The sequence below is a fragment of the Streptomyces sp. NPDC039465 genome (assembly GCF_055639315.1).
In genome coordinates this window covers 1-23,254 of sequence record NZ_JBVKAP010000020.1, presented here as the reverse complement: position 1 = coordinate 23,254, position 23,254 = coordinate 1, and the positions used below count along the sequence as shown (strand labels likewise).

Here is a 23,254-nt window from a genome sequence, read left to right as displayed (position 1 = left end):
CCAGGTGTGCAGCCAGCTGTGCAACTGAATCTGCACAGCGTTGACGCACATCTATCTCACGGGAAAGATATCTATCAGCGAGAGGGGCACAGGAGCCCAACACCAGCCCCCCGCAAAGGACTTGAGAACCACCCGCGTATCCCGCCCAGCCGCCCCGCCCGGGGCCGGCGCTCCGCAGGCGGCCACCGCACACGCCCATCCCGGGGCGACGAAGCCCCAGCACAAGCACACCCGCACCACTGGCACCACCCGCATCACGGACCACCCCCCATCAGGCGCCATCACCGCCACCTCGGCCCTCTTGAGGCCCTCCCCACCCAAGAAAGCGAGACCTTCCCATGCGCTCTGTCGCCGTCGTCCTCGGCACCCGCCCCGAGGCCATCAAGTTCGCCCCGGTCATCCGCGCCCTGCAGGACGACCCGCGCTTCGACCCGGTCGTCATCTCCACCGGCCAGCACCGCCAGATGCTCGACGAGACCCTCGAGGCGTTCGGCCTCAAGCCGGACATCGACCTGGAGGTCATGGCCCCCAAGCAGACCCTCTCCCAGGTCACCTACCGCTCCCTGCGCGGCCTTGGAGAGCACTTCAAGGACACCGCCGCCGAGGCCGTCCTCGTCCACGGCGACACCGCCACCACCCTGGCCGCCGCCCTCTCCGGCTTCCACCACCGCATCCCCGTCATCCACGTCGAGGCCGGACTGCGCAGCGGCCACCTCGGCTCCCCCTTCCCCGAGGAGGGCAACCGCCGCCTGGTCGCCCAGGTCGCCGCCCTGCACCTCGCGCCGACCCCGGGCAACCTCTCCAACCTGCTGCGGGAAGGCATCGACCAGGACACGATCGTCGTCACCGGAAACACCGTCATCGACGCCCTGCAATGGGCCTGCGACCAGTCCGAGACCTACGGCGACGCGGCCATCGAGGACCTCGACACCGACCCCCGCCGCGTCATCCTCGCTTCCGCCCACCGCCGCGAGGCCTGGCCGCACCTGCCGGACATCGCCGCCGCCCTCGCCCAGATCGCCGACGAGCCCGACACCCGCGTCGTCGTCCCCCTGCACCGCAACCCCGTCGTCCGCGAGGCGATGCTCCCCATCATCGGCGCGCACCCGAACATAACGGTCGTCGACCCGCTGCCCTACCTGGCCTTCTCCAAGCTCATGCGCCGCGCCGACATCATCGTCTCCGACTCCAGCGGCTCCCAGGAGGAAGGCCCCGCCCTCGGCAAGCCCACCCTCGTCCTGGGCGACGTCACCGAACGCTCCGAGGCCGTCGTCGCCGGCACCGCCCGCCTGGTCGGCACCACCACCGCCGGCATCGTCGACGCCACCACCGAACTCCTGCGCAACCCCGCCGCCTACCTGCGCATGGCCACCGCCGCCAACCCCTACGGAGACGGCCGCGCCACCGCCCGCACGGTGGCCGCCATCGCCCACTACTTCGGCGACGGCCCGGCCCCCGAGCCGTTCGTCCCCGCCACCCCCGTCGACGAGCTCTCCGTCGAGCTGGCCCGTACCTCCGCCTACGCGAGGACCTGATGACCACCGACCTGACGACCACCCGCCACACCCGCGAGCTGGCCTTCAGCGGCCCCGCCGTGCAGGCCACCGTCGTCCGCAACGCCAAGGACTACGTGATCGGCCCCGAAGCCATCGTCATCAACCCCACCCCCCACCCCGTCCCCCTCGGCCACACCCCCCGCAAGGCGATCGAGCCCCTGACCTCCACCGTCCTGGCCAACACCCGCATCGAACACGCCGACACCCTCCTGATCCTGCGCCCCGCCACCGGCCTGGACGCCCACCCCACCGACGCCATCACCCAAGAGGCCGGCTGGCAGCACCTGACCGACCGCCTCGCCGACGAGGGAAACCCCACCGGATTCCCCACCACCACACCCCTGTTCACCAGCCCCCAGGACACCGCCGCCACCCTCCACCTCGACCCCGCCCACCTCCTCAAGGAAACCGAAGCCCCCACCGACATCCGCCCCTTCGACCTCAAGGTCAACCTCTGGTACGCCCCCGCCGGCACCGACTGCCTCATCCACAACCAGCACGACTTCATCGAAGTCCACACCCAGATCCAGGGCCTGGGCCGGATGCAGAAATTCACCGCCGACGACCCCGCCACCCGCTACGAGGACATCCGCATGGCCCCCGGCTACACCACCCCCGACCCGTTCTGCTCCACCCGCCCCGACGGCACCTACCACTACCCCTGGCACCAGTACTACGCCGACACCGACGCCCTCTGGCTCGCCCTCGAGTTCCACGCCCGCTGACCCAGCCCCACCCCACACCTCAGGAGAGACCCGCCATGACCAGCACCAACAACGACCTGTCGACCTTCCGCTCCCCGAAGTTCACCGCCGAGGTCGTCGCCGACCAGCTGCGCGACGGCTACTGGCTGGAGTCCCCGGACATCGACGGCGACGGCCGCCCCGACCTGTTCGGCTACGGCCTGCGCCTGGGGGAGATCTACTGGTACCAGAACGACGAGAACTTCACCCGCCGCCTGGTCGCCGACCGCATCAAGATGCCCGTCGGAGCCGACTTCGCCGACGTCTCCGGCAACGGCCACCCCGACATCATCGTCTGCTACGACCTCTACGGCCCGATCGGCACCATCCACGACGCCAACACCGAAGGCGGCAAGATCGACTGGCTGGAGAACCCGGGCCACCCCGACAAGGACGAGTCCCGCTGGAAGCGCCACTACGTCGGCCGCGCCACCGGCATGCACCGCCTGCGCGCCGGCTACTTCACCCAGACCGAACGCCTGGAGATCGTCGGCTTCCCCATCGTCGCCAAGGAAGACGTCCACGCCGTCCTGCCGGTCGTCATGTTCACCCAGCCCGACGACGTCCACGCCGCCGAGGAATGGCCCATGACGATCGTCGACGACAGCCACTTCCGCATGATCCACGGCGCCGAGAAGAAGAAGGGCCTCATCCCCGGTTCCGACCTCGAATCCCTCCTGCTCGCCTCCGACGAGGGCGTCACCTGGCTCTACTGGGACGAGCACAAGAAGGAATGGATCCGCAAGCTCATCGGCACCGGCGAGGTCACCCAGTTCGAACAGACCGGCTTCCGCGGCAGCGGCGACCTGAACGCCGGACGCATCGGCGACGACCCGATGGCCTACGTCGCCGCCATCGAGCCCTTCCACGGCAACACCGTCGCCGTCTACACCAAGGCCACCGACGGCCCGGCCGGCGACGTCGAATGGAACCGCGTCCTGCTCGACGTCTACGGCGACCCCAACGAGAACGGCGAAGGCCCCGGACACCAGATCGTCACCGCCGACTTCGACGGCGACGGCGAGGACGAGTTCCTCGTCGCCCTGCGCGGCCCGTGGCCCTGGCAGGGAGTCATGTACTACAAGGCCATCGACCTGAAAAACGGCGTCTGGGCCAAGTGGCGGGTCTCCGACGAATCCGTCGCCCGCATCGCCACCGCCGACTTCAACGGCGACGGCCGCCTCGACTTCGCCACCATCGCCTACTCGGTCCAGAACTACTACGTCGCCAAGGACGCCAAGCTCATGCTCTACCGCAACCAGATCGACACCGGCACCCAGGCCGACAGCGACTAACCCCCGGCCGGGGCGGCCCCACCACCGGGCCGCCCCCGGCCCCCGGCCCCACCGCACCGGCCCCGCGGCACACCCGCCGCCCGCCAGGTCACCGCCCCGGCCCCCGGCCCACCGGCACACCCGCCGCCCGCCGGGCCCGCGCCCCTCACACCGCGCCCCCGCCCCACCACCCCCGCCAACCCCAGACCCAGCCCCCACCCCCCGCCAGCACCCTGCAACCCCCGGTCAACTCCCGCCCCACCCCTCCTTGTTGCTGCCTCAGCCCCCCATGCGCACCACACCCCCCACCGCCCCACCGCCCCGCCCCACTCGAAGCCGGAGCACCGCTCCAGCGCCCACACCCGGAAGGTCTCCCCACACCATGTCCACGCCCGCTTCCGCCGCCGCCGCGGCCACCTCGGCCAAGCGAGCCAAACTCCCCTCCCTGACCGGCCTGCGCTTCTTCGCAGCCCTCCTCGTCTTCTTCTTCCACGCCTCCCTCACCGACTCCCCGATCCCGCCGAACGCCCCGATCAACCCGTTCGCCGACACCTCCATCGCCGACTTCTTCTCCACCGCCTTCGGCAAGGCCGGCTACATGGGCGTCTCGTTCTTCTTCGTCCTCTCCGGCTTCGTCCTGGCCTGGGCCGCGAAGCCCGGCGAGAAGGTCACCGCCTTCTGGCGCCGCCGGATCATGAAGATCTTCCCGAACCACCTCGTGGTCTTCGCCGCCGCGATGATCCTGTTCGCCGGAGCGAGCATCACCAGCGTCGGCCAGTGGCTCCCCAACCTCTTCCTGCTCCACACGTTCTTCCCGCAGCCCGCCATCAACCTCAGCGTCAACCCGCCCACCTGGTCCCTCGGCAGCGAGCTGCTCTTCTACATGCTCTTCCCGCTGCTCATCGTCCCGATCCGCAAGATCGCCGAGAAGCGCCTGTGGCTGTGGTCCGGCCTGATGGTCGCCGGCATGGTCGGCGTCCAGCTCATCGCCACCCACCTCGTCCCCGCCACCCCGAAGTCCGCCATCACCCCCATATCCGACCTGCAGTTCTGGTTCGGCTACCTCTTCCCGCCCGGCCGCGTCTTCGAGTTCGTCCTCGGCATCCTCCTCGCCCGGATCGTCCTCGCCGGCCGCTGGCCCCGCGCGATAGGCATAGCCCCCTCCATCGCCCTGGCCGTCATCGGCTACGGCGCCGCCCTGATCGTCCCGTTCCAGTACGGCTTCGTCGTCGCCACGATCATCCCGGTCAGCGCCCTGATCGGCTCCGTCGCCGCCGCCGACGTCGAAGGCCGCCCCACCCGCCTGCGCGGCCGCGTCATGGTCTGGCTCGGCGAAGTCTCCTTCGGCTTCTACCTCGTCCAGGGCGTCACGATCTTCTACCTGCGCTCCCTGCTCGGCGAGAACACCTACAGCGTCCCGGTCGCCCTGCTCACCGTCGCCGGCTTCTTCGCCGCCTCCCTCCTCGGCGGCTGGCTGCTCTACCGGTACATCGAGATGCCCGCCATGCGCCGCTTCAGCCGCAGCCGCAAGGAACTGGCCGCGAAGACCGCCGCCACAGCGACCGCCCAGGCCACCCCTGCCCCGGCAGCCGACCGCGAGCCCGCCCTGACCACCACCGCCCCCCGCGCCTGACCCACCCGGGGGCCCGTCCACCCGGGCCCCCGCCCCACCACCCAGCCCCTGCAAGCCCCTACGCCCCACCCGCCCCAACCCCCAGCCCCACAAGCCCACCCGCCTCCCAGTCCCCCGAGCCCCCGTCCGCCCGGCCCCGGCCCCGTAACCCCCTACGCCCCAAGCCCCGCCCCCCGAGCCCGCAGCCCTCCCCTTCCGCCCCGGCGAGAAAGGCCCGTCATGTCCGTCGTCCTCACCCACGGCACCGAGGTGCACTACCGCACCGAAGGAAAAGGCCCCCACCTCCTGCTCGTCCACGGCTCCACCGCCGACTCCCAGTCCAACTTCTCCGCCCTGGCCCCGCTGCTCACCGACCACCACACCCTCATCACCCCCGACTACGCCGGCAGCGGCGACAGCCCCCTGCCCGAGGGCGGCGAGCTCACCCTGGACCTGCTCGTCGAGCAGATCGCCGCCACCGCCCGCGCCACCACCGACCAGCCCGTCGACCTCGCCGGCAGCTCCCTGGGCGCCGTGATCGCCGCGGCCACCGCCGCCGCCCACCCCGGCCTCGTACGCCGCCTGATCCTCATCGGCGGCTGGGCCCGCAACGACGACCCCCGCCAGCAGGCCTTCTTCACCCTCTGGCGCCGCCTGGCCGACCTCGACCCCGCCTCCTACGAGGAGTTCATCACCCTCTTCGCCCACTCACCCGCCCACCTCGCCGCCCACAGCACCGACCAGCTCGCCGACATGTACGCCGCCTCCCAGCCCACCGAAGGAGCCCGCCGCCAGATCGACCTCGACCTCACCGTCGACATCCGCGACCGCCTCGGCAAGATCACCGCCCAGACCCTCGTCGTCGGCGCCGCCCTCGACCACGTCGTCCCCGTCCACCACGCCCGCGAACTGCACGCCTCGATACCAAACAGCCACTACGCCGAACTCGACTGCGGACACAACACGCTGCACGAGCGGCCCAAAGAACTCGCCGACCTGATCAACCAGTTCCTTTCCTGAATCACCCGGCCCGCAGGAGAACAACGCGGGGGAGGGGGTGCGCAGACCCGACAAGGGCCCGCGCACCCCCTCCTCGCCGTTTCCCCCCGTGACCCCCCGCCGCCCGATCTGTGCAAGTTGCCGAGGTCTCGGCACATACCAGCGGCTTACCCGAGGTCCGGACACCGCCTTTCGTAACCTCGGCGACAGCCGCCCACAATCCCGCCTTCCAAGGAGCGATGCCCCATGCCGGCCCACGCCCCCGACTTCCTCGTCCTGCTGGGCGCCGACTACGCGGGAAAGTCGACGGCGATGGCCCGCCTGCGCCAAGCCGGCCCGGCCGATGCGGCCGGCGCCGCACCCCGGCGCCGCGCCCTGTCCACCGACGACGACTTCCTCGGCCCCCAGCACCAGCTGCTGACCCGGCTGCGCCGCGACGTCGTCAAGGACGTCGCCGCCAACGAGCAGGCCTACTCGCCCGACTTCCTGGCCACCCTGCTCCAGACCGCCGCCGTCCACCTGCGCGACGAGATCCTGCGCGACCCCAGCGCCCCGGCCGTCGTCGACTCCTACTACTACAAACTCCTCGCCAAATGCCGCCTCGCCGGCGCCCGCGACAACTCCCTGTTCACCTGGTGGCGCAGCTTCCCCCAGCCACGCCGGGTCATCTACCTCCAGGTCAGCCCCCCAAGCGCCTGGCGCCGCGCCGGCCACGGCCGCGCCCTCAACCGCCTGGAGTACTACGGCCCACGCCCCACCCTCGACGGCTTCACCCGCTACCAGGACGACCTCGCCAAGACCATGCACGACGAGATCGCCCACCTCCCGGTCACCGTCGTCGACGAACACACCGACCCCGACGCCACCGCCCAGGCGATACAGAAGGTGATCGACCATGAACTCGGCTGACACATGGACCCACCCCGACCGCATCCGCCGCTACCGCGAACGGGTCTTCGCCGAACGCGCCCGCCTCAAAGCCGCCTTCACCGACCCCGCCGCACACCGGAACAAGGTCCTGGCCGACCTGCTCGCCTTCAACGCCGCAACCGACTACGGCACCCGGCACGGCTTCGCCCGTATCCGCACCCTGGACGACTTCCGCAAAGCCGTCCCCGTGCAGGACTACACCGCCCTGGAACCGTGGATCGAACGCGCCGCGGCGGGGGAGAGCGGCGTACTCAGCGCCGACCAGCCCGCGCTCTACTTCACCTCCAGCGGCTCCACCGGCGCCCACAAGAAGATCCCAGTCACCCCCCGCTTCATGCGCACCACCTTCTTCCCCTTCTACTACGCCGCCTGGGCCCCGCTCATCGAGCACTTCCCCGACGTGCTGGCCCACCCCGACGCCGTCCTCAACCTCAAACACGACCCACTCGCCGCCCCGCCCACCACCGCCTCGGGCCGCCCCCACGTCGGCGCCAGCCAGGTCGACTTCGGCACCCGCTTCGGCGAACCGCTCTCCGCCGAACCGGGCACCGGCGCCCACTGGGCCACCCTCCCCATGAACGTCGACCCCGCAGCGCACCTGGAGAAGATGTACCTGCGGCTGCGGCTGGCCGCCGAGGCCGACGTCCGCTGCGTCATCGGCATCAACCCGGCCATGATCGCCGCCCTGCCGCACCAGCTGAACCTGTGGTGGGACCGGATCGTCAAGGAGATCCGCGACGGCACCCTCGGCGGGCTGCCCCACCGCGCCCCCAACCCCCAGCGCGCCGCCGCTCTCGAACGCCTCGCCCACCGCCACGAGCGGATCCTGCCCGCCCACATCTGGCCCCACATGCGGGCCCTGTTCTGCTGGACCACCGCGATGGCATCGCTGTATCTGCCGCGGCTGCGCGAGGAGTTCGGGCCCGGCGTCACCGCCCTGCCCGCACCCGTCGCCGCCTCCGAAGGCCCCGTCGGCGTCGCCCTGGACCGCCACCCCACCGCCGGCAGCCTCGTCGTCACCGCCGCCGTCCACGAATTCGCCGACGCCGACACCCCCCTGGCCCCCGACACCGCCACCCTCACCGCCGAAGAACTCGAACCCGGCCGCGACTACCACGTCGTCTTCAGCCACGTCGGCGGCCTCTACCGCTACGCCGTCGGCGACGTCGTCCGCGTCGCCGACCGCGTCGGCGGCATCCCCCGCCTCGAATACACCGGCCGCTCCACCCGCTCCAGCGTCGCCGGCGAAAACCTCCGCGACGCCCACATCATCCGCGCCCTCGCCGCCTCCCTCGCCGCCACCGGCCTGGAAATCCGCGGCGCCGCCTGCCGCACCCAGGGCGACCCCGTCCCCGGCTACCACTTCGCACTCGCCCCCCGCACCCGCTGGAGCAGCGACGAACAAGCCACCTTCACCGCCCTGCTGGACACCCATCTCGCCCGCGAGAGCGCCGGCTACCAAACCGCCCGCCGCGCAGGCCGCCTCACCCCCTGCACCCTGCAACTCCTTGCCCCGCACGCCTTCCAGGACGACTGGATCACCTCCGTCGCCTCCGGCATCCGCCCCACCCAGGTCAAAGACCGCCTCCTGCGCCCAGACCCCGCCGCCTGGAACCGCCTCACCACCCCCACCACCCCCTGACCTCGTATCGCCCTTTAGGGAAGGACCCCGTACGCCATGACCACATCCCTGGACGCCGTCGAGCGCACCGCCCTGCTCACCGCCGCCCTGCGCGCCGCCGAGACCCGCCGCCCCGACAGCCTCTACCAGGACCCCTACGCCGCCGCCCTCGCCGGCGACATCGGCCCCGAACTCCTCGCCGAGGTACGGGCCGCGACCTTCCCGCCCGGCCAGGCACGCACCCTGCCCTCCACCCCGGACTACAACGCGATCCGCACCCGCTTCTTCGACGACTACCTCCAGCAGGCCGCCGCCGACCCCACCACCACCCAGATCGTCCTCGCCCCCGCCGGCATGGACTCGCGCGCCTACCGCTTCGACTGGCCCGCCCGCATCCGGTTCTTCGAGGTCGACCGGCCGGCCGTCCTCGCCTACAAGGACGAACGCCTCGCCACCACCGACGCCCGCCCCCGCGCCGACCACCGCAAGGTCGCCGTCGACCTCACCTCACCCCACTGGGAGGCCGACCTCAAGGCAGCCGGATACGACCCCACCATCCCGGCCACCTGGCTGCTCGAAGGACTCCTCTACTACATCCCCGAGGCCGACACCCACCGCATCCTTGAGCGGGTGGCCGCCATCAGCGCCCCCGGCAGCCGGATCGCCGCCGACATCGTCAACACCGCCGCCCTCACCCTGCCCCACATGCGCGGCCTGCTCGACGTGTTCGCCGGCTGGGGCTGCCCCTGGCTGTTCGGCACCGACGAGCCCGAAGCCCTCTTCTCCACCTACGGATACTCCGTACGCGCCCTGCAGCCCGGCGAGGACGGCGCCGACTTCGGCCGCTGGCCCGATGCCGTACCCCCGCGGGACATCACCGGCGTACGGCGGGTGTTCTTCGTCCACGGCCGGCGGCGCTGATGACCCCCGCCGCCCCCGCCGTCATAGCCGGCGCCTCCATCGCCGGCCTCGCCACCGCCCTCGCCCTGGCCGCCGCCGGCCACCCGGTCACCGTCCTGGACCGCGCCGACGCCCCGCCGGCGCCGCCCGCCGACCCGGCGCGGGACGGCACCTGGTTCACCCGCCGCCCCACCGTCCCCCAGGGCGCGCACTCCCACACCCTCACCTCGCTCGGCGTGCGCACCCTGGCCCAGCGCGCCCCGCACGTCCTGGCCGCCGCCCAAGCCGCCGGCGCCCACCTGCTCGACCTCACCGACGCCCTGCCGCCCGGCGCCACCGACACCGCCCGGGAGATGGGCGACGACGACCTCACCGCCCTGGCCTGCCGCCGCCCCACCCTCGAACACGTCCTCCACCAGGCCGCCCGCACCACCCCCGGCATCACCCTGCGACCCGCCACCACCGTCGTCGCCCTCGACCTCCACGGCGACCGCGATCGTGTCGAGGCGGTCCGCACGAGCGACGGCACGCGGCTGCCCGCCCGCATCGTCATCGACGCCACCGGCCGCCGCGCCGCCTCCCGCGCCTGGCTCGCCCAGGCCGGCATCCCCCTCGCCGAGGACCACACCTGCCCCTCCGGGCTCACCGGCCACACCCGCTTCTACCGGTTGCTGACCTCACAGCGGCCCGGCCCGCTCGGACGCGGCAACGCCGCCGGCGACATCTTCGACCACTACGCCGGCGTCCTGCACCCCGGCGACGGCGACACCTTCTCCATCGCCCTCGCCACCCTCCCCGGCGACCGGGCCCTGGCCGGCCTGAACACCCCCGAAGGGTTCACCGCCGCCGCCCGCGCCACCCCCGGCCTGACGATCTGGCTCGAAGACGGCATCAGCGAGCCCCTCTCGCCCGTCCACGCCATCACCGCACCGCCCAACACCCTGCGCGGCAACGCCACCACCCGCCAGAAACCCCTCGCCGGTCTCTTCCCCGTCGGGGACGCCGCCTGCATCACCAACCCCCTCTTCGGCCGCGGCATGTCCCTCGCCCTCGCCCACGCCTACGCCCTGGCCGACCTGCTGGCCGCCCACGACCCCGCCGCCACGGCCACCGCCCGCGCGGCCGCCCGCCTCGCCGAAACCCTCTACACCCCCTGGTACACCCACGCCGCCCACGCCGACCGCCTGCGCATCGCCCGCTGGCGCGCCGCCGTCACCGGCACCCAGCCCCCGCCCCTGAGCGACACCGACCGCCTGATGGCCCAGATCGCGCAGGCCGCCCGCAGCGACGGCACCGTCTGGCGCGGACTGACGCGGATGCTGATGACCCTGGCCACCCCCGCCGAGATCCTCGACGACAAATTCCTCACCCGCATCCAGCACGCCCCCGCCGCCCCGTCCCGGCCCGCCGGCCCCACCCGCGCCGACCTCGTCCGCCTGGTCACCGCCGCCGAAGGAGCCGCCCGGTGACCACCCAGCCCCTCGCCCCGCCCCGCCCCCACACCCCTGCCTCCACCGCCCCGCGCGTCCTGCTCGCCCCCATCACCATCACCCCCTCCAAACCCCTCACCCCCAGCCACCTCAAAGGGCTGCTGTGGACCGACGTGATGTACCGGGCCACCCGCCACCTCGCCCCCGTCACCTACCGCTACAGCCACACCACCTACCACCCCACCGAACAGACCCTGGGCTTTTGGGAGTTCCTCGACCGCACCCTCGGCGACATGGACTACACCCACGCCACCGAGACCGAGATCGGCGCCCACTACGTCACCTTCCGCGCCCAGACCCAGCGCCCCACCGCCCACGCCCTGCGCCCCTACGCGGACGCCGCCGAACACGGCTGGGTCCACCCCGCCTCCGCCCGCATCCTCGACCTGTGGGCCGGCCACTACCGCCGCCTGGGCCTGACCGACCCCGGACTCACCCTCCACCAGCCCCCCGGCCTCGGCCTCGAAGACACCCTCACGTACCTCACCGACGCCGGCATGTGCCTGGACCTGCGCCGCTACGGCGGCCCCGTCCACCTCGACCTGACCCGCCACGGCCTGCCCCTGCGCAAAATCGTCACCCCCGACGGCCGCCCCAACTACCTCGCCTGCGCACTGCGCGAACTCATCCCCCTCGCCCCCGGCTTCGACGAGATCGTCCTGCTCTACGACCCCGAACTCGACCCCGACTACCAGCTCCTCGAACGCGTCCTGACCCACCTCGGCCCCACCGTCCACCGCGTCCCCGTCGGCCGCGTCCCCATCGACGGACACATCCGCTCCGCCCGCCACGGCGACTGGCAGCACACCCACGCCGCCGCCCTCCTCGACGCCGCCGGCGACCACCACAGCGACGACGCCGTACGCCTGGGCATGCGCCTCTACTTCATCGCCGTCCTCGGCCCCGGCCAGCAGCAGTCCTTCCGCCCCGACCTGCTCCACCAGTGCCTCACCCGCGCCATACGCCTCCTGGACGCCGCCGCCCCCGCCGCCGGCGACCAGCTGCCCGCCCTGCTGGAACGCCACCGCCGCGAGACCACCCACCTCGACCCCTACAAACTCACCTCCGCCCTCCTCGGCAAACGCCGCCCCGCCCCACCGGCCGACCTGCTCACAGGGGTGTTCCTGTGACCACCGCCCCTTCCGCGCCGGGTGTTCAGGAGCAGCTGCGCCGGCGCGTCGCCACCCGCCTGGCCGCCGCCCGCCCCGACCTCGCCCGCCGCCACGACCTGACCACCCCCACCGGTCTGGCCGCCGCCCAGCACACCATCGCCGACCAGAGCGAAGAGACCACCACGCTCGCCGCCGTCGTCGTACGCCACCTCGACCTGCCCGCCTTCGCCGCCGCCACCTGCGCCTACACCGCCGGCCTCGACGAAGCCCAGCAGACCGCCTGGCGCCGCGACTTCACCCGCACCGTCTTTCTGGCCGGCAACCCCGCAAACCTGCGCCACCGCTTCACCTTCGCCCACACCGACCCCGCCGCCGCCCTCGCCTACACCGCCCCGGGCCCCGCCGCCACCACCGCACCCCTGCGCCGGCTGCTGAAACTCTTCGACGCCCCCGCCCGGCTGCCCGCCCGGCCCCCCACCCTCATCACCATCCCCACCCCGCCCGGCCGGCGCCCCACCCGCCCGCCCCGCCACCGCCGCCTCCACCTGGCCACCGCCGGCTGCACCCTCGCCCAGGCCCTGGTCCACCTCAACCACCTGCTCGCCGAAGCCGTCATGGACGGCCTGATCACCGGCGGCGACCGCCTCACCCTCATCCAGGAACCCACCCTCACCACCACCGCCACCGGCCCCTCATTCGCCGCCTGGCGCATCACCCCCCACCCCGCCACCCCCCACACCGCCGGCCGTCTGCACGCCGCCGCCGCGCTCACCGAGGAGACCCCGCATGCCTGAGACCACCCCCGGCCCCGGCCCCGGTTTTGGTCCTGGTCCTGGTCCTGCCGTGGTCCGCCTCGGCTACCACGGCTCGGCCAAGGTCGCCGACACCCTCACCCGCCTCGCCGCCGCCTCCCACGTCCCCGCCCAGCCGCTGCCGTACGACATCACCGACCCCTTCGACGGCATCCGCACCCGCACCCTCGACCTCATGATCGTCAAGTTCGCGCTGCGCGAGAGCGACATCGCCCTCAGCCGCGTCCTGACCTGCGACCCCCGCGCCGTCGTCGTCGCAGACAGCCACCCCCTGGCCCGCGAGAGCGCCGTATCCGTCGAAGACCTCGCCGGCCTGGACCTGTTCGGCAAACCCCCCGGCACCCTGCCCGACTACGTATGGGACGAGGTCGTCCCCCCGTACACCCCCACCGGCCGGCCCCTTCGCCGCACCCATGTGACCGGCGACATCGCGGCCATGATGAAACTCGTCGCCGACGGCCAGGCCGCCCACCTCTCCCTGCTCTCCCTGGCCGACGTCGCCCCGCCAGGGGTCCGCGTCGTGCCCGTCCACGACCTGCCGCCCGCCCCCGTCGCCCTGGCCTGGGCCCGCGGCCAGAGCCTGCCCGGCCACGTCGCGCGCTACCTCACCGCCGCCGAACAGGAAGCCACCCGGTGACCGCCACCCGCCCCCAGCCCATCGTCCTGCTCCACGCCCTGTCCCTGACCTCGGCCATGTGGCAGGCCCAGGCCGATGCCCTGCGCGCCGACGGACACCACGTCCTCACCCCCGACCAGCGCGGCTTCGGCACCACCCCCCTCGGCGACGACCCGCCCAGCCTTACCGCCGCCGCCGACGACCTCGCCCGCCTCCTCGATGAGCACGGCCACCCCCACGCCGTCCTCGCCGGCTGCTCGCTCGGCGCCTACACCGCCATGGCCTTCCTCGCCCGCCACCCCGGCCGCACCCGCGCCCTGGCCCTGATCTCCGCCCGCGCCACCGCCGACACCCCCCAAACACGCACCCAGCGCCGCCACTTCGCCCAGCTCGTCCAGGACCCCGCCACCGGCCCCGCCGTCATCGACCGCACCACACCCCTGCTCCTGGGCCCCACCACCCGCACCCGCCACCCCCACCTCCTCGCCCAGACCCTCACCCAGGCCCACGCCGCCGACCCGGCCGCCCTGGCCTGGACACAGCACGCGATCGCCGACCGCGCCGATGCCACCGCCACCCTCGCCGCCACCCAGGTCCCCGCCCTGGTCATCCACGGCGCCGAAGACGGCCTGGTCACCGCCGCCGAATCCGCCCACACCGCCGCCGCCCTGCCCGACGGCGAGCTGATCACCCTGGACGCCACCGGGCACCTGCCGCCCCTGGAAGCCCCCGACGCCGTCACCCGCCACCTGCGCGCACTGCTGGAGAGGACCCGTTAGGCCGCCATGCTCAACGACCGCGTACGCAACGACCACGCCGCCTGGGGCCACACCACCTCCACCGGCCTCTCCTTCACCCACCACCACATCGTCGACACCCACTTCCGCGCCTGCCACGGCCCCTACCTCGACCTCCTTGACCGCGCCCCCCTAGGCCCGGGCCAGCACATCCTGGACGCCGGCTGCGGCGCCGGTGACTTCCTGCCCGCCCTCGCCGACCGCACCGGCCCCACCGGCCGTATCACCGCCGTCGACCTCGCCCCCGAGAACACCGCCCTGACAGCCGCCCGCGCCACAGGCCTGCCCTGCCCCGTCGACATCCAGCAGGCCACCCTCCTCAATCTGCCCTACCCCGACCACACCTTCGACGCCGTCTGGTGCTCCAACACCACCCAGTACCTCGACGACACCGAACTGGCCGCCGCCCTCACCGAACTCACCCGCGTCACCCGCCCCGGCGGCACGATCACCATCAAAGACCTCGACGCCCACCTCATCACCGCACGCCCCACCGACCCCTACCTGTTCACCGACTTCTTCCGCACCGCCGCCGCCCAGCCCGGCTACGCCCGCCAGCTCCTGCGCACCCGCGACACCTACCGCCACCTCAAAACCGCCGGACTCACCGACATCACCCAGCACACCCTCCTCATCGAGCACCACACCCCCCTCACCGCCGACGCCCACGCCTTCTACACCACCGCCTGCGCCCAACTCGCCCGCCAAGCCCTCGACCTCGGCCTGAGCCGGCAGTGGCAGCGCTACCTCCTGGACCCCACCGACCCCCACCACCCCCTCAACCACCCCGACGGCTACATCAGCGAAGGCAACGTCCTCGCCACCGCCACCGTCCCCACCCCCTGACCCCCCCTTTTTTCCGGGCCTGTTCTCAAGGAGTCCGCCGATGGCCACCGCCACCGCCCCGCCCGCCCGGCTCCACGCCGTCGCCAACCCCGCCCCGCCCGCCCCCGGCCACCTCCCCCTGATCGGCCACGCCCCCGCCCTGCTGCGCCGCCCCCTGTCCTTCTTCGAATCCACCCGCACCACCGACCCCCTCGTACGGATCGGCTTCGGCCCCATCCGCCTCTACCTCGCCAACGACCCCGCCCTGGTCCACCGCATCCAGGTCGACACCACCACCTTCGAACGCGGCCGGTTCTTCGAACGCCTCGCCGCGAACTTCGGCAACCCCCTCATCGCCTCCAGCGGCCATCCCCACCAGCACCAACGCCGCCTGCTCATACCCGCCTTCAACCGGCGCGCCGTACGCGACCACGCCCTCGCCATCACCCAGGAGACCGAAGCCCGAATCGGCGCCTGGCGCCCGGGTGCCGTCATCGCCGCCGACGAAGAGATGTCCGACCTGGTCGCCGCCGTCGTCCTGCGCTGCCTGTTCACCACCCAGCTGCCCGCCCAGACCGTCAGCGACATCCGCGACACCCTCTACGCCATCGCCCGCCGCCTGCTCGCCCGCACCGTCTTCCCCGACGCCCTCACCCGCCTGCCCACCCCGGCCAACCGCCGCTTCACCGCCCAGATAGGCCGCTTCCACACCACCGTCGACACCCTCATCCGCGAACGCCGCGCCGAAGGACCCCTGGAAGAGGGCCACGACGTCCTGGACGCCCTGATCGGCAGCGTCCACCCCGAAACCGGCCGGCCGCTGAGCGACACCGAGATCCGCGCCGAGTTCCTCATGCTGCTGTTCGCCGCCCTGGAAACCACCAGCACCTCCCTCAACTGGGCCGTCTTCGAAACCGCCACCCGCCCCGACGTCCAGCGCCGCCTCCAGGACGAAGCCGACCAGGTCCTCGCCCGCGGCCCCGTCACCTACGCGAAGCTGCCCCAGCTCACCTTCACCCGCCAGGTCCTGGACGAGACCCTGCGCCTGCACGCCCCCATGCTCTTCACCCGCCGCACCGTCACCGACGTCACCCTCGCCGGCATCCGCGTCCCGGCCGGCTCAGAAATCGGCTACAGCCCCCGCGCCATGCACCGCGCCGGCGACCTCTACGACAACCCCCACACCTTCGACCCCGACCGCGCCGGCCCCGACCAGGGCACCGACCGTCCCCGCGGCGCCTACTTCCCCTTCGGCACCGGCCCCCACCGCTGCATCGGCGAACACCTCGCCCTCACCCTCATGACCACCGCGCTCGCCACCCTCGCCGCCCGCTGGCACCTGCGCATCGCCCCGGGCACCACCATCCGCGAAGCCAACAGCTCCCTCCCGCACGTCAGCCACCTCCCCCTCATCCCCACCCCCCGCTGACACCCCGCCACCCGGATCAACCCCGGCTCCCGCCCGGTGTCCAGGCCGGGGCGCCAAAGCCGAACTGCCGGTATCGGCCGACGCGCTCACCACGTCGGCCGATACCGGCAGTTCCGCGCGGGCGAGGTCAGGCCGCCGCCTGCGCCCGCACAGCGCTGGGGGTCTCCTGCCGTACGACCCGCCGGCGCCGCGACGGCATGCCCACCGTCGGGTTGGCGACGCCCCAGGCCGCGCCCTTGACGATCAGTTCCTTGTAGATGGCGGCCACGCGGCCCGTGATGGCGCGCTCGACCGCTCGGTCGTCGGCGGTGACGAACTGGGTCAGGCCCTCCTTGCGGCCCAGTGAGACGCACTGCTGGAAGTAGCGGATGGGGACGTGGGGGACCTTGATGCCGGCGAGACGGGCGGCGAGGGCGTCGGCGGCCTGCCAGGCCATGGGGACGCCCGAGGCGCACGACATGCGCAGCGGCTTGTCGTTCGGGCCGATCGCCATCGCGGCGTCACCCACGGCGTACACCTCGGGGTGGGAGAGCGAGCGCATCGTGGCGTCGACCATGATCTGGCCGCGGTCGGTGGTCTGCAGGGTGGTGGCCCGGGCGAGCGGGTGGACGGCGAAGCCGGTGGTCCACACCGTGACGTCGGAGGGGACGCTCCGACCGTCGGCCGTCCGCACGCCGTCCGCCTCCACGGCGGTGACCGCGGTGTGTTCGTGGACCGTGATGCCGAGCTTGTCCACCACCTTCCGAAGGTGGGCGCGGCCCTTGTCGGAGAGCCAGTCGCCCAGCACGCCGCGGGCGGCCAGGGCGACGGCCAGGTCCGGGCGGGCCTCGGCGATCTCGGTCGCGGCCTCCACGCCGGTCAGGCCGCCGCCGACCACGACCACGGGCCGGCCGGCGTCCAGGGCGGCCAGGCGCTCGCGCAGGCGCAGCGCGCCGGGGCGGCTGGAGACCTCGTGGGCGTGCTCGGCGGCGCCGGGGACGCCCCCGTCGTTCCAGCCGCTGCCCAGGGCGTAGACCAGGGTGTCGTACTCCACCTCCTCCTGCCCGGGGCCGTGCGCGGCGGTGAGGGTCACCGTCTTGCGGTCCACGTCCACGGCGGTGACCTTCGCGAGCTTCAGGGCCACCCCCGTGCCCGCGAACATCTCACTGAACGGCCGGGGCCTGAGGTCCTGGCCGGCCGCGATCTGGTGCAGCCGGACGCGCTCGACGAAGTCGGGCTCGGGGTTGACGAGGGTGATGGTGACGTCCTCGCGGTGCAGCCGCCGGGCGAGGCGGCCGGCGACGGTGGCTCCGGTGTAGCCGGCTCCGAGGACGACGATGCGGTGCTGCATGGGCCTGCTCCAGTCTGCGAGGGTTCCGCCGCTGTCTTCGCGGTTTCGCCTCTTGAACCGGGCAGCCCGGCATTTCCTGACAGGATCAGGATGTGAAGCACGTCACACCAGGTCGGAGGGGTCGCAGGGGTTGGGTCAGAGGGTGTGGAGCGGGGGCTCCCCGTGGCCGGCGGCAGCCCACTGCCCGGTCGCGCGGACGAGCTTGTCGGGGTTGACCTGGCTGCGGATCGCGACGATGCCCTCCGCGGTGACCTCCAGGCACGTGATCCCGACGACCCTGCCGTCCACGACCGCCACAATGGCGGGCTCGCCGTTGGCGGTCGTGGCGTAGATGTCGGGCGCGCCGCCGATGTGCGCCCGCTTGGCGTCGCTGGGCTTGAACATGCCGCGCAGGAACGTCGCGACCGCGCGCGCACCCTCGAACGCCTTCGCGCGCGCCGGGACCTTCCCGCCGCCGTCGCCGACCGAGACGGCGTCCTGGGTGAGCAGGCGTACGAGGGGTTCGGTACGGCCGCTGGTCGCCGCGGCCAGGAACTCCTCGACGATCCGCCGGGCGGCGGCCTCGTCGATCTCGGTGCGCGCCTTGCCGTCCGCGACGTGCTTCTTGGCCCGGTGGAAGATCTGCTGACTGGCGGCCTCGGTGATCTCCAGGATCTCGGCGATCTCCCGGTGCGGGTAGTCGAAGGCCTCCCGCAGCACGTACACCGCCCGCTCGTTCGGCGACAGGCGCTCCAGCAGGACGAGGACGGCGTACGACACCGACTCGCGCTGCTCGGCGGTGTCGGCCGGGCCGAGCATCGGGTCCCCGGCCAGCAGCGGCTCGGGGAGCCACCGTCCCACGTACGTCTCACGCCGGGCACGTGCCGAAGTGAGCATGTTGAGGCAGAAGTTGGTGAGGACCTTCGTCAGCCAGGCCTCAGGCACCTCGATCCGCTCGACGTCGGCCGCCTGCCAGCGCAGGTACGTCTCCTGCACGGCATCCTCCGCCTCACTCGCCGAGCCGAGCAGCCGGTACGCCATGGCCTCCAGCCGGGGCCTGGCAGCCTCGAACCGGTCGACGTCACTCATGATCAGGACCATGCCCGCGATCCTAATCGCCCCCACTCCGGCCCGGGCCGGCAGATACGGCGCCGGCCCGGCCGGGCCCCTCCCTCACAGGGGCCCGGCCCGGGCCGGTTCCGCATCAGCGGCGGCTCACACCACCGCCGGCTCCACGCCCACCGGCGCCGCGGGCAAGGGGCCACCCTCGCGCGGCAGGTCGAACACCTCGGCCAGCAGCTGGTACGACCGCAGCCGGTCGGCCGGATCGTGCGTCAGCGTGTTCACCACCACCTCCGACACACCGTGCTCCGCGGCCAGCCGCGTCAGGCGCGCATGCACCTGCTCGGGCGTGCCGAACACCAGCGAACGCCGGTTGACCGCCGCCCGCTCCAGCTCGTGCCCGCTCCAGCGGTGCGAGCGGGCCGTCTGCACCGACGGCAGCGGCAGATCCAGCCCCAAGTCCTTACGGCTGCGCCACAGAAGCACACTCTGCGCCAGATCCTCCGCCTCGGCGGCCGTGTCCGCGCTCACCACCCGCACCGCCAGCGCCGCACCCCCGCCCCCCGCGCCCGGCCGAGCCGCGGCACTCTCGTTGCGGAAGGTCTCCATCGCGGTGACCCCGGGAGCCGGCGCCAGGAAGTGCGCGAACGCGAAATGCGTGCCCAGCCGCCCGGCCAGCTGCGCCGACCGCGTCCCGGCCCCCAGCAGCCACATGTCCGGCCCCCCAGCACTGCCGGGCCCGTCCAGACCGAGGAACTCCCGCACCTGGGCCACCTGCTGCGGGAACTGCGCCGCCGGCCCACCGGCCCGCCCGATCCCCAGATCCACCCGGCCCGGATGCAGCGAGGCCAGCACCTGGAACACCTCGGCCACCTTCACCGCCTCGTAGCGCGGCAGCAGCACCCCGCCCGTACCGATCCGCAGCCGCCGCGTGCGCTCCAGCAGAGCCCCGGCCAGGATCTCCGGCGCGGTCCCGGCGAAACCGGGGGAGTGGTGATGCTCGGCCACCCAGTAGCGGGTGTAGCCCAGCTCGTCGGCGGCCTGCGCCAGCGCCACCGACGCGCCCAGCGCCTGCCCGGCACTGAACCCCTCACCGATCGGCGACTGGTCCAGCACCGACAGCCGCAGCCGCAGCCGCCCCGCACCCAGCCCCTGCTCGTCCGCCCCGTACACGTCACTCATCCCGCTCACGCTCACTTGTCCTCATCCTTCACACCGTTGACGCCGAACACGCTGTGCGGACCGGCGGGCCTCGCATGCCCGTCGAGGGGGCGCACCACCTCCGGCACGATCCGGAAGTCACGCTGGAAGACCAGGTTGTGCAGATCGGCCGCCGCGATCGCCCGCAGCGTGGGCACCTCGGCCGCCGCCTGCTCGTCGGTGAACACATTCAGCGGCCACTCCGCCACCGTCGCCCCGCGCAGATGCGGATGGTGAAAACCCCGCCCGAAGTACGCGATCAGACTGATCGGCTCGATACCTGTCTCCCGCTGCTCGGGCCACGTCAGCGCCCACCGGGCCACCAGCGACCCGTCCGGCGTCCGCTGCACCCCGCCGGTCTGCACCTCACCGGTGTCATGCAGCAGCTGCGTGTTCATCTCCGCCAGCACCTGCCGCGCATAGGGGTCCAGCAGCGGCACCGTCGCCGCGAACACGGCCTCCTTGTCCCTGCGCGAGCTCACCTCCCCGTGCGTACCGTCGCGCAAGTCACCGAAGTGCCGCAGCAGGGACCCCACATGGGCCGTGGCCGGGCCCGCCGCGGGCGCCGGAGTGGACGTGGTCGTGTTCATCAGATCTCCAGTCGACAAGAACAAGGGGAAACGGAACGGAACAAGAAGGGGGGAGTTGCGAGCGGGCGCCCTCACCCCCCGGGCCCCCGGGCGGGCGGCTACACGGAGCGCGCCCCGGGACCCTGACCCTGTGGTGCGGGCGGCGCTACCACGCCGGCCAGCCGCTCCCGCAGCGTGCCGCCCAAAAACGCCCGCAGCGGATACGGGTCGGCGCCCGGCCGGTGCTCCGACATCTGCAGGAACGCGCCGTGCATCATCCGCGGGAACTCACGGAAGGCCACGTCATTGCCCGCCTGCGACAGCCGCCGCGCGAACTCCCGTACGTCGTCGGCGACCGCGTCGAACTCGCCCACCCCCACGATCGCCGGCGCCAGACCCGACAGATCCGCCACCTCGAACGGCGTGCTCGGCATCCCCGGCACCACCCGTGTCCCGCGGTAGTCCCGCCACGCCTGCGCAAGCCCCTCCCGGGTGGGGAAGTTGTTGACGAACCGCGTGAACGACGCGCCCCGGCAGGACGGATCCATCGGCGGATAGGCCAGCACCTGCGCCCTCAGCTCCCGCCCCGTATCCCGCCACACCACCGCCGCGCCGGCCGCGATCGTCCCGCCCGAACTGTCCCCGCCCACACTCACCGGCCCGAGCCCCTCGGCCGCAGACCGCTCCTGCGCCCAGTCCAGCACCGCCAGGACGTCCTCAAGCGCCGCCGGGTGCGGGTGCTCCGGCGCGAGCCGGTACTCGACACTGACCACCGCGCATCCGGAGCGGAGCGCCAGGTCCGCGCACGCCTGGTGCCAGCCGGCCACCGAGCCACTGCGCCAGCTCCCGCCGTGCGCCCACACCAGCCAGCCGCGGTGCCCGCCCCGGGGAAGGAACACCCGCCCGGGCACCTCGTGCGTGGCCGCGGGCACCCGCACGGGCTGCCACTCGACGGCGTCTGAACTGCTGACCGCGGCATTCGGCATGGTCGCTCTCTCCCTCTTCCAGGATCGGTTGGAAGAGATCCTGCGCCTGCCCGCCGACCGCAACCAGTGCCCTGTCGTGACTGGTCATGACATGACCACCCTTAGGGGCATCCGGGTGTGCGGCCGGCGGGTTCCGACCCACTCCACTTCCTGGAACAAGACCCCCGCGCCGAAAGGTCCCGCCGAAGGGCAGTGGACCTGCCCAAGACGCACCGAACCGGCGTTACGGACGACGGACGGCCGGGTCAGCCTCCGCTCTCCCCGGCGGCCGGGACGACCGCGACGGGGCAGGGGGCGTGGTGCAGGACCGCGTGGGCCACCGACCCCATCAGCAGCCGGTGCCCGGCGCGGTGGCGATGGTGACGGCCCACCACCACCAGCGCGGCGCCGGCCGCGTCGGCCACCAGCTGCGCGGCCGCGTCCGCCGGGACGACCACCGGCGACAGCGGCAGATGCGGATGGCGCGCGGCGTGCGGCGCGAGGCGCTCCTCCTGCTGCCTGACCGTCTGCCGGGCGAGCTCCGAATAGTCCTCCTCGGCCATCTCCGGCAGCGGCATCGTCGGCGCCGGCGCCCCGACCAGCAGCATCGGCGAGGGCGGCACCGGATAGGCGCTCACCACCTCCAGACCCCCGCCGAACAGCTCGGCCATCACGCATGCGAACGCGACGACGTCGTCATGGGTCTCCTGCGGATGCAGCCCCAGCAGCACCCGCCCGCCCAGCCCCTCCGCGCTCCGAAGGCCCTCCCGGCCCTCCTGGCTCTCCTGGCTCTCCCGGCCGCCCTCGGCGCCGCCGCTCTCCGGGCTGCTGGCCGTGCCCTTCGGGGTACGTGCCTCGTGCGGCACCACCACGACGGGGCACGGCGCCGTGGCGGCCAGCGCCCGGCTGGTGGAGCCCAGCAGCAGACTCGCGAACCCGCCCCGCCCCCGCGAGCCGACCACCAGCATCCCCGCCCCACGCGCCTCCTGTGTCAGCGCGTCGGCGACGGACCCCTCCAGCGACACGTACCGTACGGGCAGCTGCCCGGCCCGCTGTTCGAGCGAGCCCTTCACCGTCTCCAGGACCGGGTCGGCGATCTGCGGATCCTGCCCCAGCGACCGGATCCGGGCGAGCCCCACCTGCAGGTCCTCGGGCAGCACATGCGCCACCACCAGCGAGGCCGACAGCAGCCCCGCCGCCCTCACCGCCCACTCCAGGGCCAGAAGGCTGTGCTCGGACCCGTCCACGGCCACCACGACCGACTCCATGCGCGTCTGCTCATCGTTCATGAACGGAGCATTCCCGGCATAACGCCGGATTGGGCACGCCGGGCGCAAAGGTGCCGCGTACGGCCGGAGAAGACGGTCTCCGGCCGCACGCGGCGGCATGGGGCCCCGGAGGGATCGGGGGGGTCAGGCGCGGCGCCGGTCCGA

The 23,254-nt window shown here is 72.9% G+C and carries 21 protein-coding genes; 15 read left to right on the top strand and 6 right to left on the bottom strand.

Annotated features, from left to right (window positions below; genetic code table 11):
• The first annotated feature begins 338 nt into the window (after positions 1–338).
• The 15 genes from wecB (at position 339) to ACZ7LT_RS34305 (ending at position 16,716) form a co-directional block, all read left to right on the top strand.
• On the top strand, positions 339–1,535 hold the full coding sequence (gene wecB, locus ACZ7LT_RS34375; RefSeq protein WP_471240027.1) for a non-hydrolyzing UDP-N-acetylglucosamine 2-epimerase: 1,197 nt from the start codon (positions 339–341) through the stop codon (positions 1,533–1,535).
• Positions 1,535–2,281 carry a hypothetical protein gene (locus ACZ7LT_RS34370; protein ID WP_471240026.1) on the top strand — a complete coding sequence of 249 codons (747 nt, stop codon included), beginning with the start codon at positions 1,535–1,537 and terminating at the stop codon, positions 2,279–2,281. Before wecB ends, ACZ7LT_RS34370 begins: the two co-directional genes overlap by 1 nt.
• A 35-nt stretch (positions 2,282–2,316) precedes the next feature.
• The gene (locus tag ACZ7LT_RS34365) at positions 2,317–3,594 is read left to right on the top strand and encodes an FG-GAP repeat domain-containing protein (protein WP_471240025.1); all 1,278 of its coding nucleotides are present in this window, start codon (positions 2,317–2,319) and stop codon (positions 3,592–3,594) included.
• Positions 3,595–3,955: 361 nt separating this feature from the next.
• Positions 3,956–5,206 carry an acyltransferase family protein gene (locus ACZ7LT_RS34360; RefSeq protein ID WP_471240024.1) on the top strand — a complete coding sequence of 417 codons (1,251 nt, stop codon included), beginning with the start codon at positions 3,956–3,958 and terminating at the stop codon, positions 5,204–5,206.
• Positions 5,207–5,425: 219 nt separating this feature from the next.
• Positions 5,426–6,205, top strand: a complete 780-nt coding sequence (locus ACZ7LT_RS34355) for an alpha/beta fold hydrolase (protein WP_471240023.1) — start codon at positions 5,426–5,428, stop codon at positions 6,203–6,205.
• Positions 6,206–6,430: 225 nt separating this feature from the next.
• A complete protein-coding gene (locus ACZ7LT_RS34350) occupies positions 6,431–7,093 on the top strand; it encodes a hypothetical protein (RefSeq protein WP_471240022.1) in 663 nt (220 codons plus the stop codon).
• On the top strand, positions 7,080–8,756 hold the full coding sequence (locus tag ACZ7LT_RS34345) for a GH3 family acyl-acid amido synthetase (protein ID WP_471240021.1): 1,677 nt from the start codon (positions 7,080–7,082) through the stop codon (positions 8,754–8,756). Before ACZ7LT_RS34350 ends, ACZ7LT_RS34345 begins: the two co-directional genes overlap by 14 nt.
• Before the next feature lie 36 nt (positions 8,757–8,792).
• Positions 8,793–9,656: a class I SAM-dependent methyltransferase gene (locus tag ACZ7LT_RS34340; protein ID WP_471240020.1), complete on the top strand. Its 864-nt coding sequence runs from the start codon at positions 8,793–8,795 to the stop codon at positions 9,654–9,656.
• A complete protein-coding gene (locus tag ACZ7LT_RS34335) occupies positions 9,656–11,104 on the top strand; it encodes an NAD(P)/FAD-dependent oxidoreductase (RefSeq protein ID WP_471240019.1) in 1,449 nt (482 codons plus the stop codon). Before ACZ7LT_RS34340 ends, ACZ7LT_RS34335 begins: the two co-directional genes overlap by 1 nt.
• Complete coding sequence (locus tag ACZ7LT_RS34330) at positions 11,101–12,255, top strand: hypothetical protein (RefSeq protein ID WP_471240018.1); 1,155 nt, start codon at positions 11,101–11,103, stop codon at positions 12,253–12,255. Before ACZ7LT_RS34335 ends, ACZ7LT_RS34330 begins: the two co-directional genes overlap by 4 nt.
• Positions 12,252–13,031 carry a DUF6182 family protein gene (locus ACZ7LT_RS34325; protein ID WP_471240017.1) on the top strand — a complete coding sequence of 260 codons (780 nt, stop codon included), beginning with the start codon at positions 12,252–12,254 and terminating at the stop codon, positions 13,029–13,031. The genes ACZ7LT_RS34330 and ACZ7LT_RS34325 overlap by 4 nt, the downstream gene beginning before the upstream one ends.
• Positions 13,024–13,686: a LysR substrate-binding domain-containing protein gene (locus tag ACZ7LT_RS34320; RefSeq protein WP_471240016.1), complete on the top strand. Its 663-nt coding sequence runs from the start codon at positions 13,024–13,026 to the stop codon at positions 13,684–13,686. Before ACZ7LT_RS34325 ends, ACZ7LT_RS34320 begins: the two co-directional genes overlap by 8 nt.
• Positions 13,683–14,444, top strand: coding sequence for an alpha/beta fold hydrolase (locus ACZ7LT_RS34315; RefSeq protein ID WP_471240015.1), 762 nt, complete (start codon positions 13,683–13,685; stop codon positions 14,442–14,444). Before ACZ7LT_RS34320 ends, ACZ7LT_RS34315 begins: the two co-directional genes overlap by 4 nt.
• 6 nt (positions 14,445–14,450) lie before the next feature.
• Positions 14,451–15,308, top strand: a complete 858-nt coding sequence (locus ACZ7LT_RS34310) for a class I SAM-dependent methyltransferase (protein WP_471240014.1) — start codon at positions 14,451–14,453, stop codon at positions 15,306–15,308.
• Between the two features lie 40 nt (positions 15,309–15,348).
• Complete coding sequence (locus tag ACZ7LT_RS34305) at positions 15,349–16,716, top strand: cytochrome P450 (protein ID WP_471240013.1); 1,368 nt, start codon at positions 15,349–15,351, stop codon at positions 16,714–16,716.
• Positions 16,717–16,843: 127 nt separating this feature from the next.
• Here the strand turns inward: ACZ7LT_RS34305 and ACZ7LT_RS34300 are convergent, their stop codons facing one another.
• From ACZ7LT_RS34300 to ACZ7LT_RS34275, 6 genes are all read right to left on the bottom strand, one after another.
• Complete coding sequence (locus tag ACZ7LT_RS34300) at positions 16,844–18,046, bottom strand: NAD(P)/FAD-dependent oxidoreductase (RefSeq protein WP_471240012.1); 1,203 nt, start codon at positions 18,044–18,046, stop codon at positions 16,844–16,846.
• Positions 18,047–18,181: 135 nt separating this feature from the next.
• Complete coding sequence (locus tag ACZ7LT_RS34295; protein ID WP_471240011.1) at positions 18,182–19,126, bottom strand: RNA polymerase sigma-70 factor; 945 nt, start codon at positions 19,124–19,126, stop codon at positions 18,182–18,184.
• Positions 19,127–19,240: 114 nt separating this feature from the next.
• Positions 19,241–20,269, bottom strand: a complete 1,029-nt coding sequence (locus ACZ7LT_RS34290; RefSeq protein ID WP_471240033.1) for an MsnO8 family LLM class oxidoreductase — start codon at positions 20,267–20,269, stop codon at positions 19,241–19,243.
• An 11-nt stretch (positions 20,270–20,280) separates the two neighbouring features.
• A complete protein-coding gene (locus ACZ7LT_RS34285) occupies positions 20,281–20,877 on the bottom strand; it encodes a hypothetical protein (protein ID WP_471240010.1) in 597 nt (198 codons plus the stop codon).
• Positions 20,878–20,975: 98 nt separating this feature from the next.
• Positions 20,976–21,842, bottom strand: coding sequence for an alpha/beta hydrolase (locus ACZ7LT_RS34280; RefSeq protein WP_471240009.1), 867 nt, complete (start codon positions 21,840–21,842; stop codon positions 20,976–20,978).
• 245 nt (positions 21,843–22,087) lie between these two features.
• On the bottom strand, positions 22,088–23,110 hold the full coding sequence (locus tag ACZ7LT_RS34275; protein ID WP_471240008.1) for a universal stress protein: 1,023 nt from the start codon (positions 23,108–23,110) through the stop codon (positions 22,088–22,090).
• Between the last annotated feature and the right edge of the window lie 144 nt (positions 23,111–23,254).

What these genes read in the sequence shown, in the direction of transcription:
- wecB (WP_471240027.1), top strand. Translation starts at nt 339, where the DNA reads ATGCGCTCTGTCGCCGTCGTCCTCGGCACCCGCCCCGAGGCCATCAAG.
- ACZ7LT_RS34370 (WP_471240026.1), top strand. Translation starts at nt 1,535, where the DNA reads ATGACCACCGACCTGACGACCACCCGCCACACCCGCGAGCTGGCCTTC.
- ACZ7LT_RS34365 (WP_471240025.1), top strand. Translation starts at nt 2,317, where the DNA reads ATGACCAGCACCAACAACGACCTGTCGACCTTCCGCTCCCCGAAGTTC.
- ACZ7LT_RS34360 (WP_471240024.1), top strand. Translation starts at nt 3,956, where the DNA reads ATGTCCACGCCCGCTTCCGCCGCCGCCGCGGCCACCTCGGCCAAGCGA.
- ACZ7LT_RS34355 (WP_471240023.1), top strand. Translation starts at nt 5,426, where the DNA reads ATGTCCGTCGTCCTCACCCACGGCACCGAGGTGCACTACCGCACCGAA.
- ACZ7LT_RS34350 (WP_471240022.1), top strand. Translation starts at nt 6,431, where the DNA reads ATGCCGGCCCACGCCCCCGACTTCCTCGTCCTGCTGGGCGCCGACTAC.
- ACZ7LT_RS34345 (WP_471240021.1), top strand. Translation starts at nt 7,080, where the DNA reads ATGAACTCGGCTGACACATGGACCCACCCCGACCGCATCCGCCGCTAC.
- ACZ7LT_RS34340 (WP_471240020.1), top strand. Translation starts at nt 8,793, where the DNA reads ATGACCACATCCCTGGACGCCGTCGAGCGCACCGCCCTGCTCACCGCC.
- ACZ7LT_RS34335 (WP_471240019.1), top strand. Translation starts at nt 9,656, where the DNA reads ATGACCCCCGCCGCCCCCGCCGTCATAGCCGGCGCCTCCATCGCCGGC.
- ACZ7LT_RS34320 (WP_471240016.1), top strand. Translation starts at nt 13,024, where the DNA reads ATGCCTGAGACCACCCCCGGCCCCGGCCCCGGTTTTGGTCCTGGTCCT.
- ACZ7LT_RS34310 (WP_471240014.1), top strand. Translation starts at nt 14,451, where the DNA reads ATGCTCAACGACCGCGTACGCAACGACCACGCCGCCTGGGGCCACACC.
- ACZ7LT_RS34305 (WP_471240013.1), top strand. Translation starts at nt 15,349, where the DNA reads ATGGCCACCGCCACCGCCCCGCCCGCCCGGCTCCACGCCGTCGCCAAC.
- ACZ7LT_RS34300 (WP_471240012.1), bottom strand. Translation starts at nt 18,046, where the DNA reads ATGCAGCACCGCATCGTCGTCCTCGGAGCCGGCTACACCGGAGCCACC.
- ACZ7LT_RS34295 (WP_471240011.1), bottom strand. Translation starts at nt 19,126, where the DNA reads ATGGTCCTGATCATGAGTGACGTCGACCGGTTCGAGGCTGCCAGGCCC.
- ACZ7LT_RS34290 (WP_471240033.1), bottom strand. Translation starts at nt 20,269, where the DNA reads ATGAGTGACGTGTACGGGGCGGACGAGCAGGGGCTGGGTGCGGGGCGG.
- ACZ7LT_RS34285 (WP_471240010.1), bottom strand. Translation starts at nt 20,877, where the DNA reads ATGAACACGACCACGTCCACTCCGGCGCCCGCGGCGGGCCCGGCCACG.
- ACZ7LT_RS34280 (WP_471240009.1), bottom strand. Translation starts at nt 21,842, where the DNA reads ATGCCGAATGCCGCGGTCAGCAGTTCAGACGCCGTCGAGTGGCAGCCC.
- ACZ7LT_RS34275 (WP_471240008.1), bottom strand. Translation starts at nt 23,110, where the DNA reads ATGAACGATGAGCAGACGCGCATGGAGTCGGTCGTGGTGGCCGTGGAC.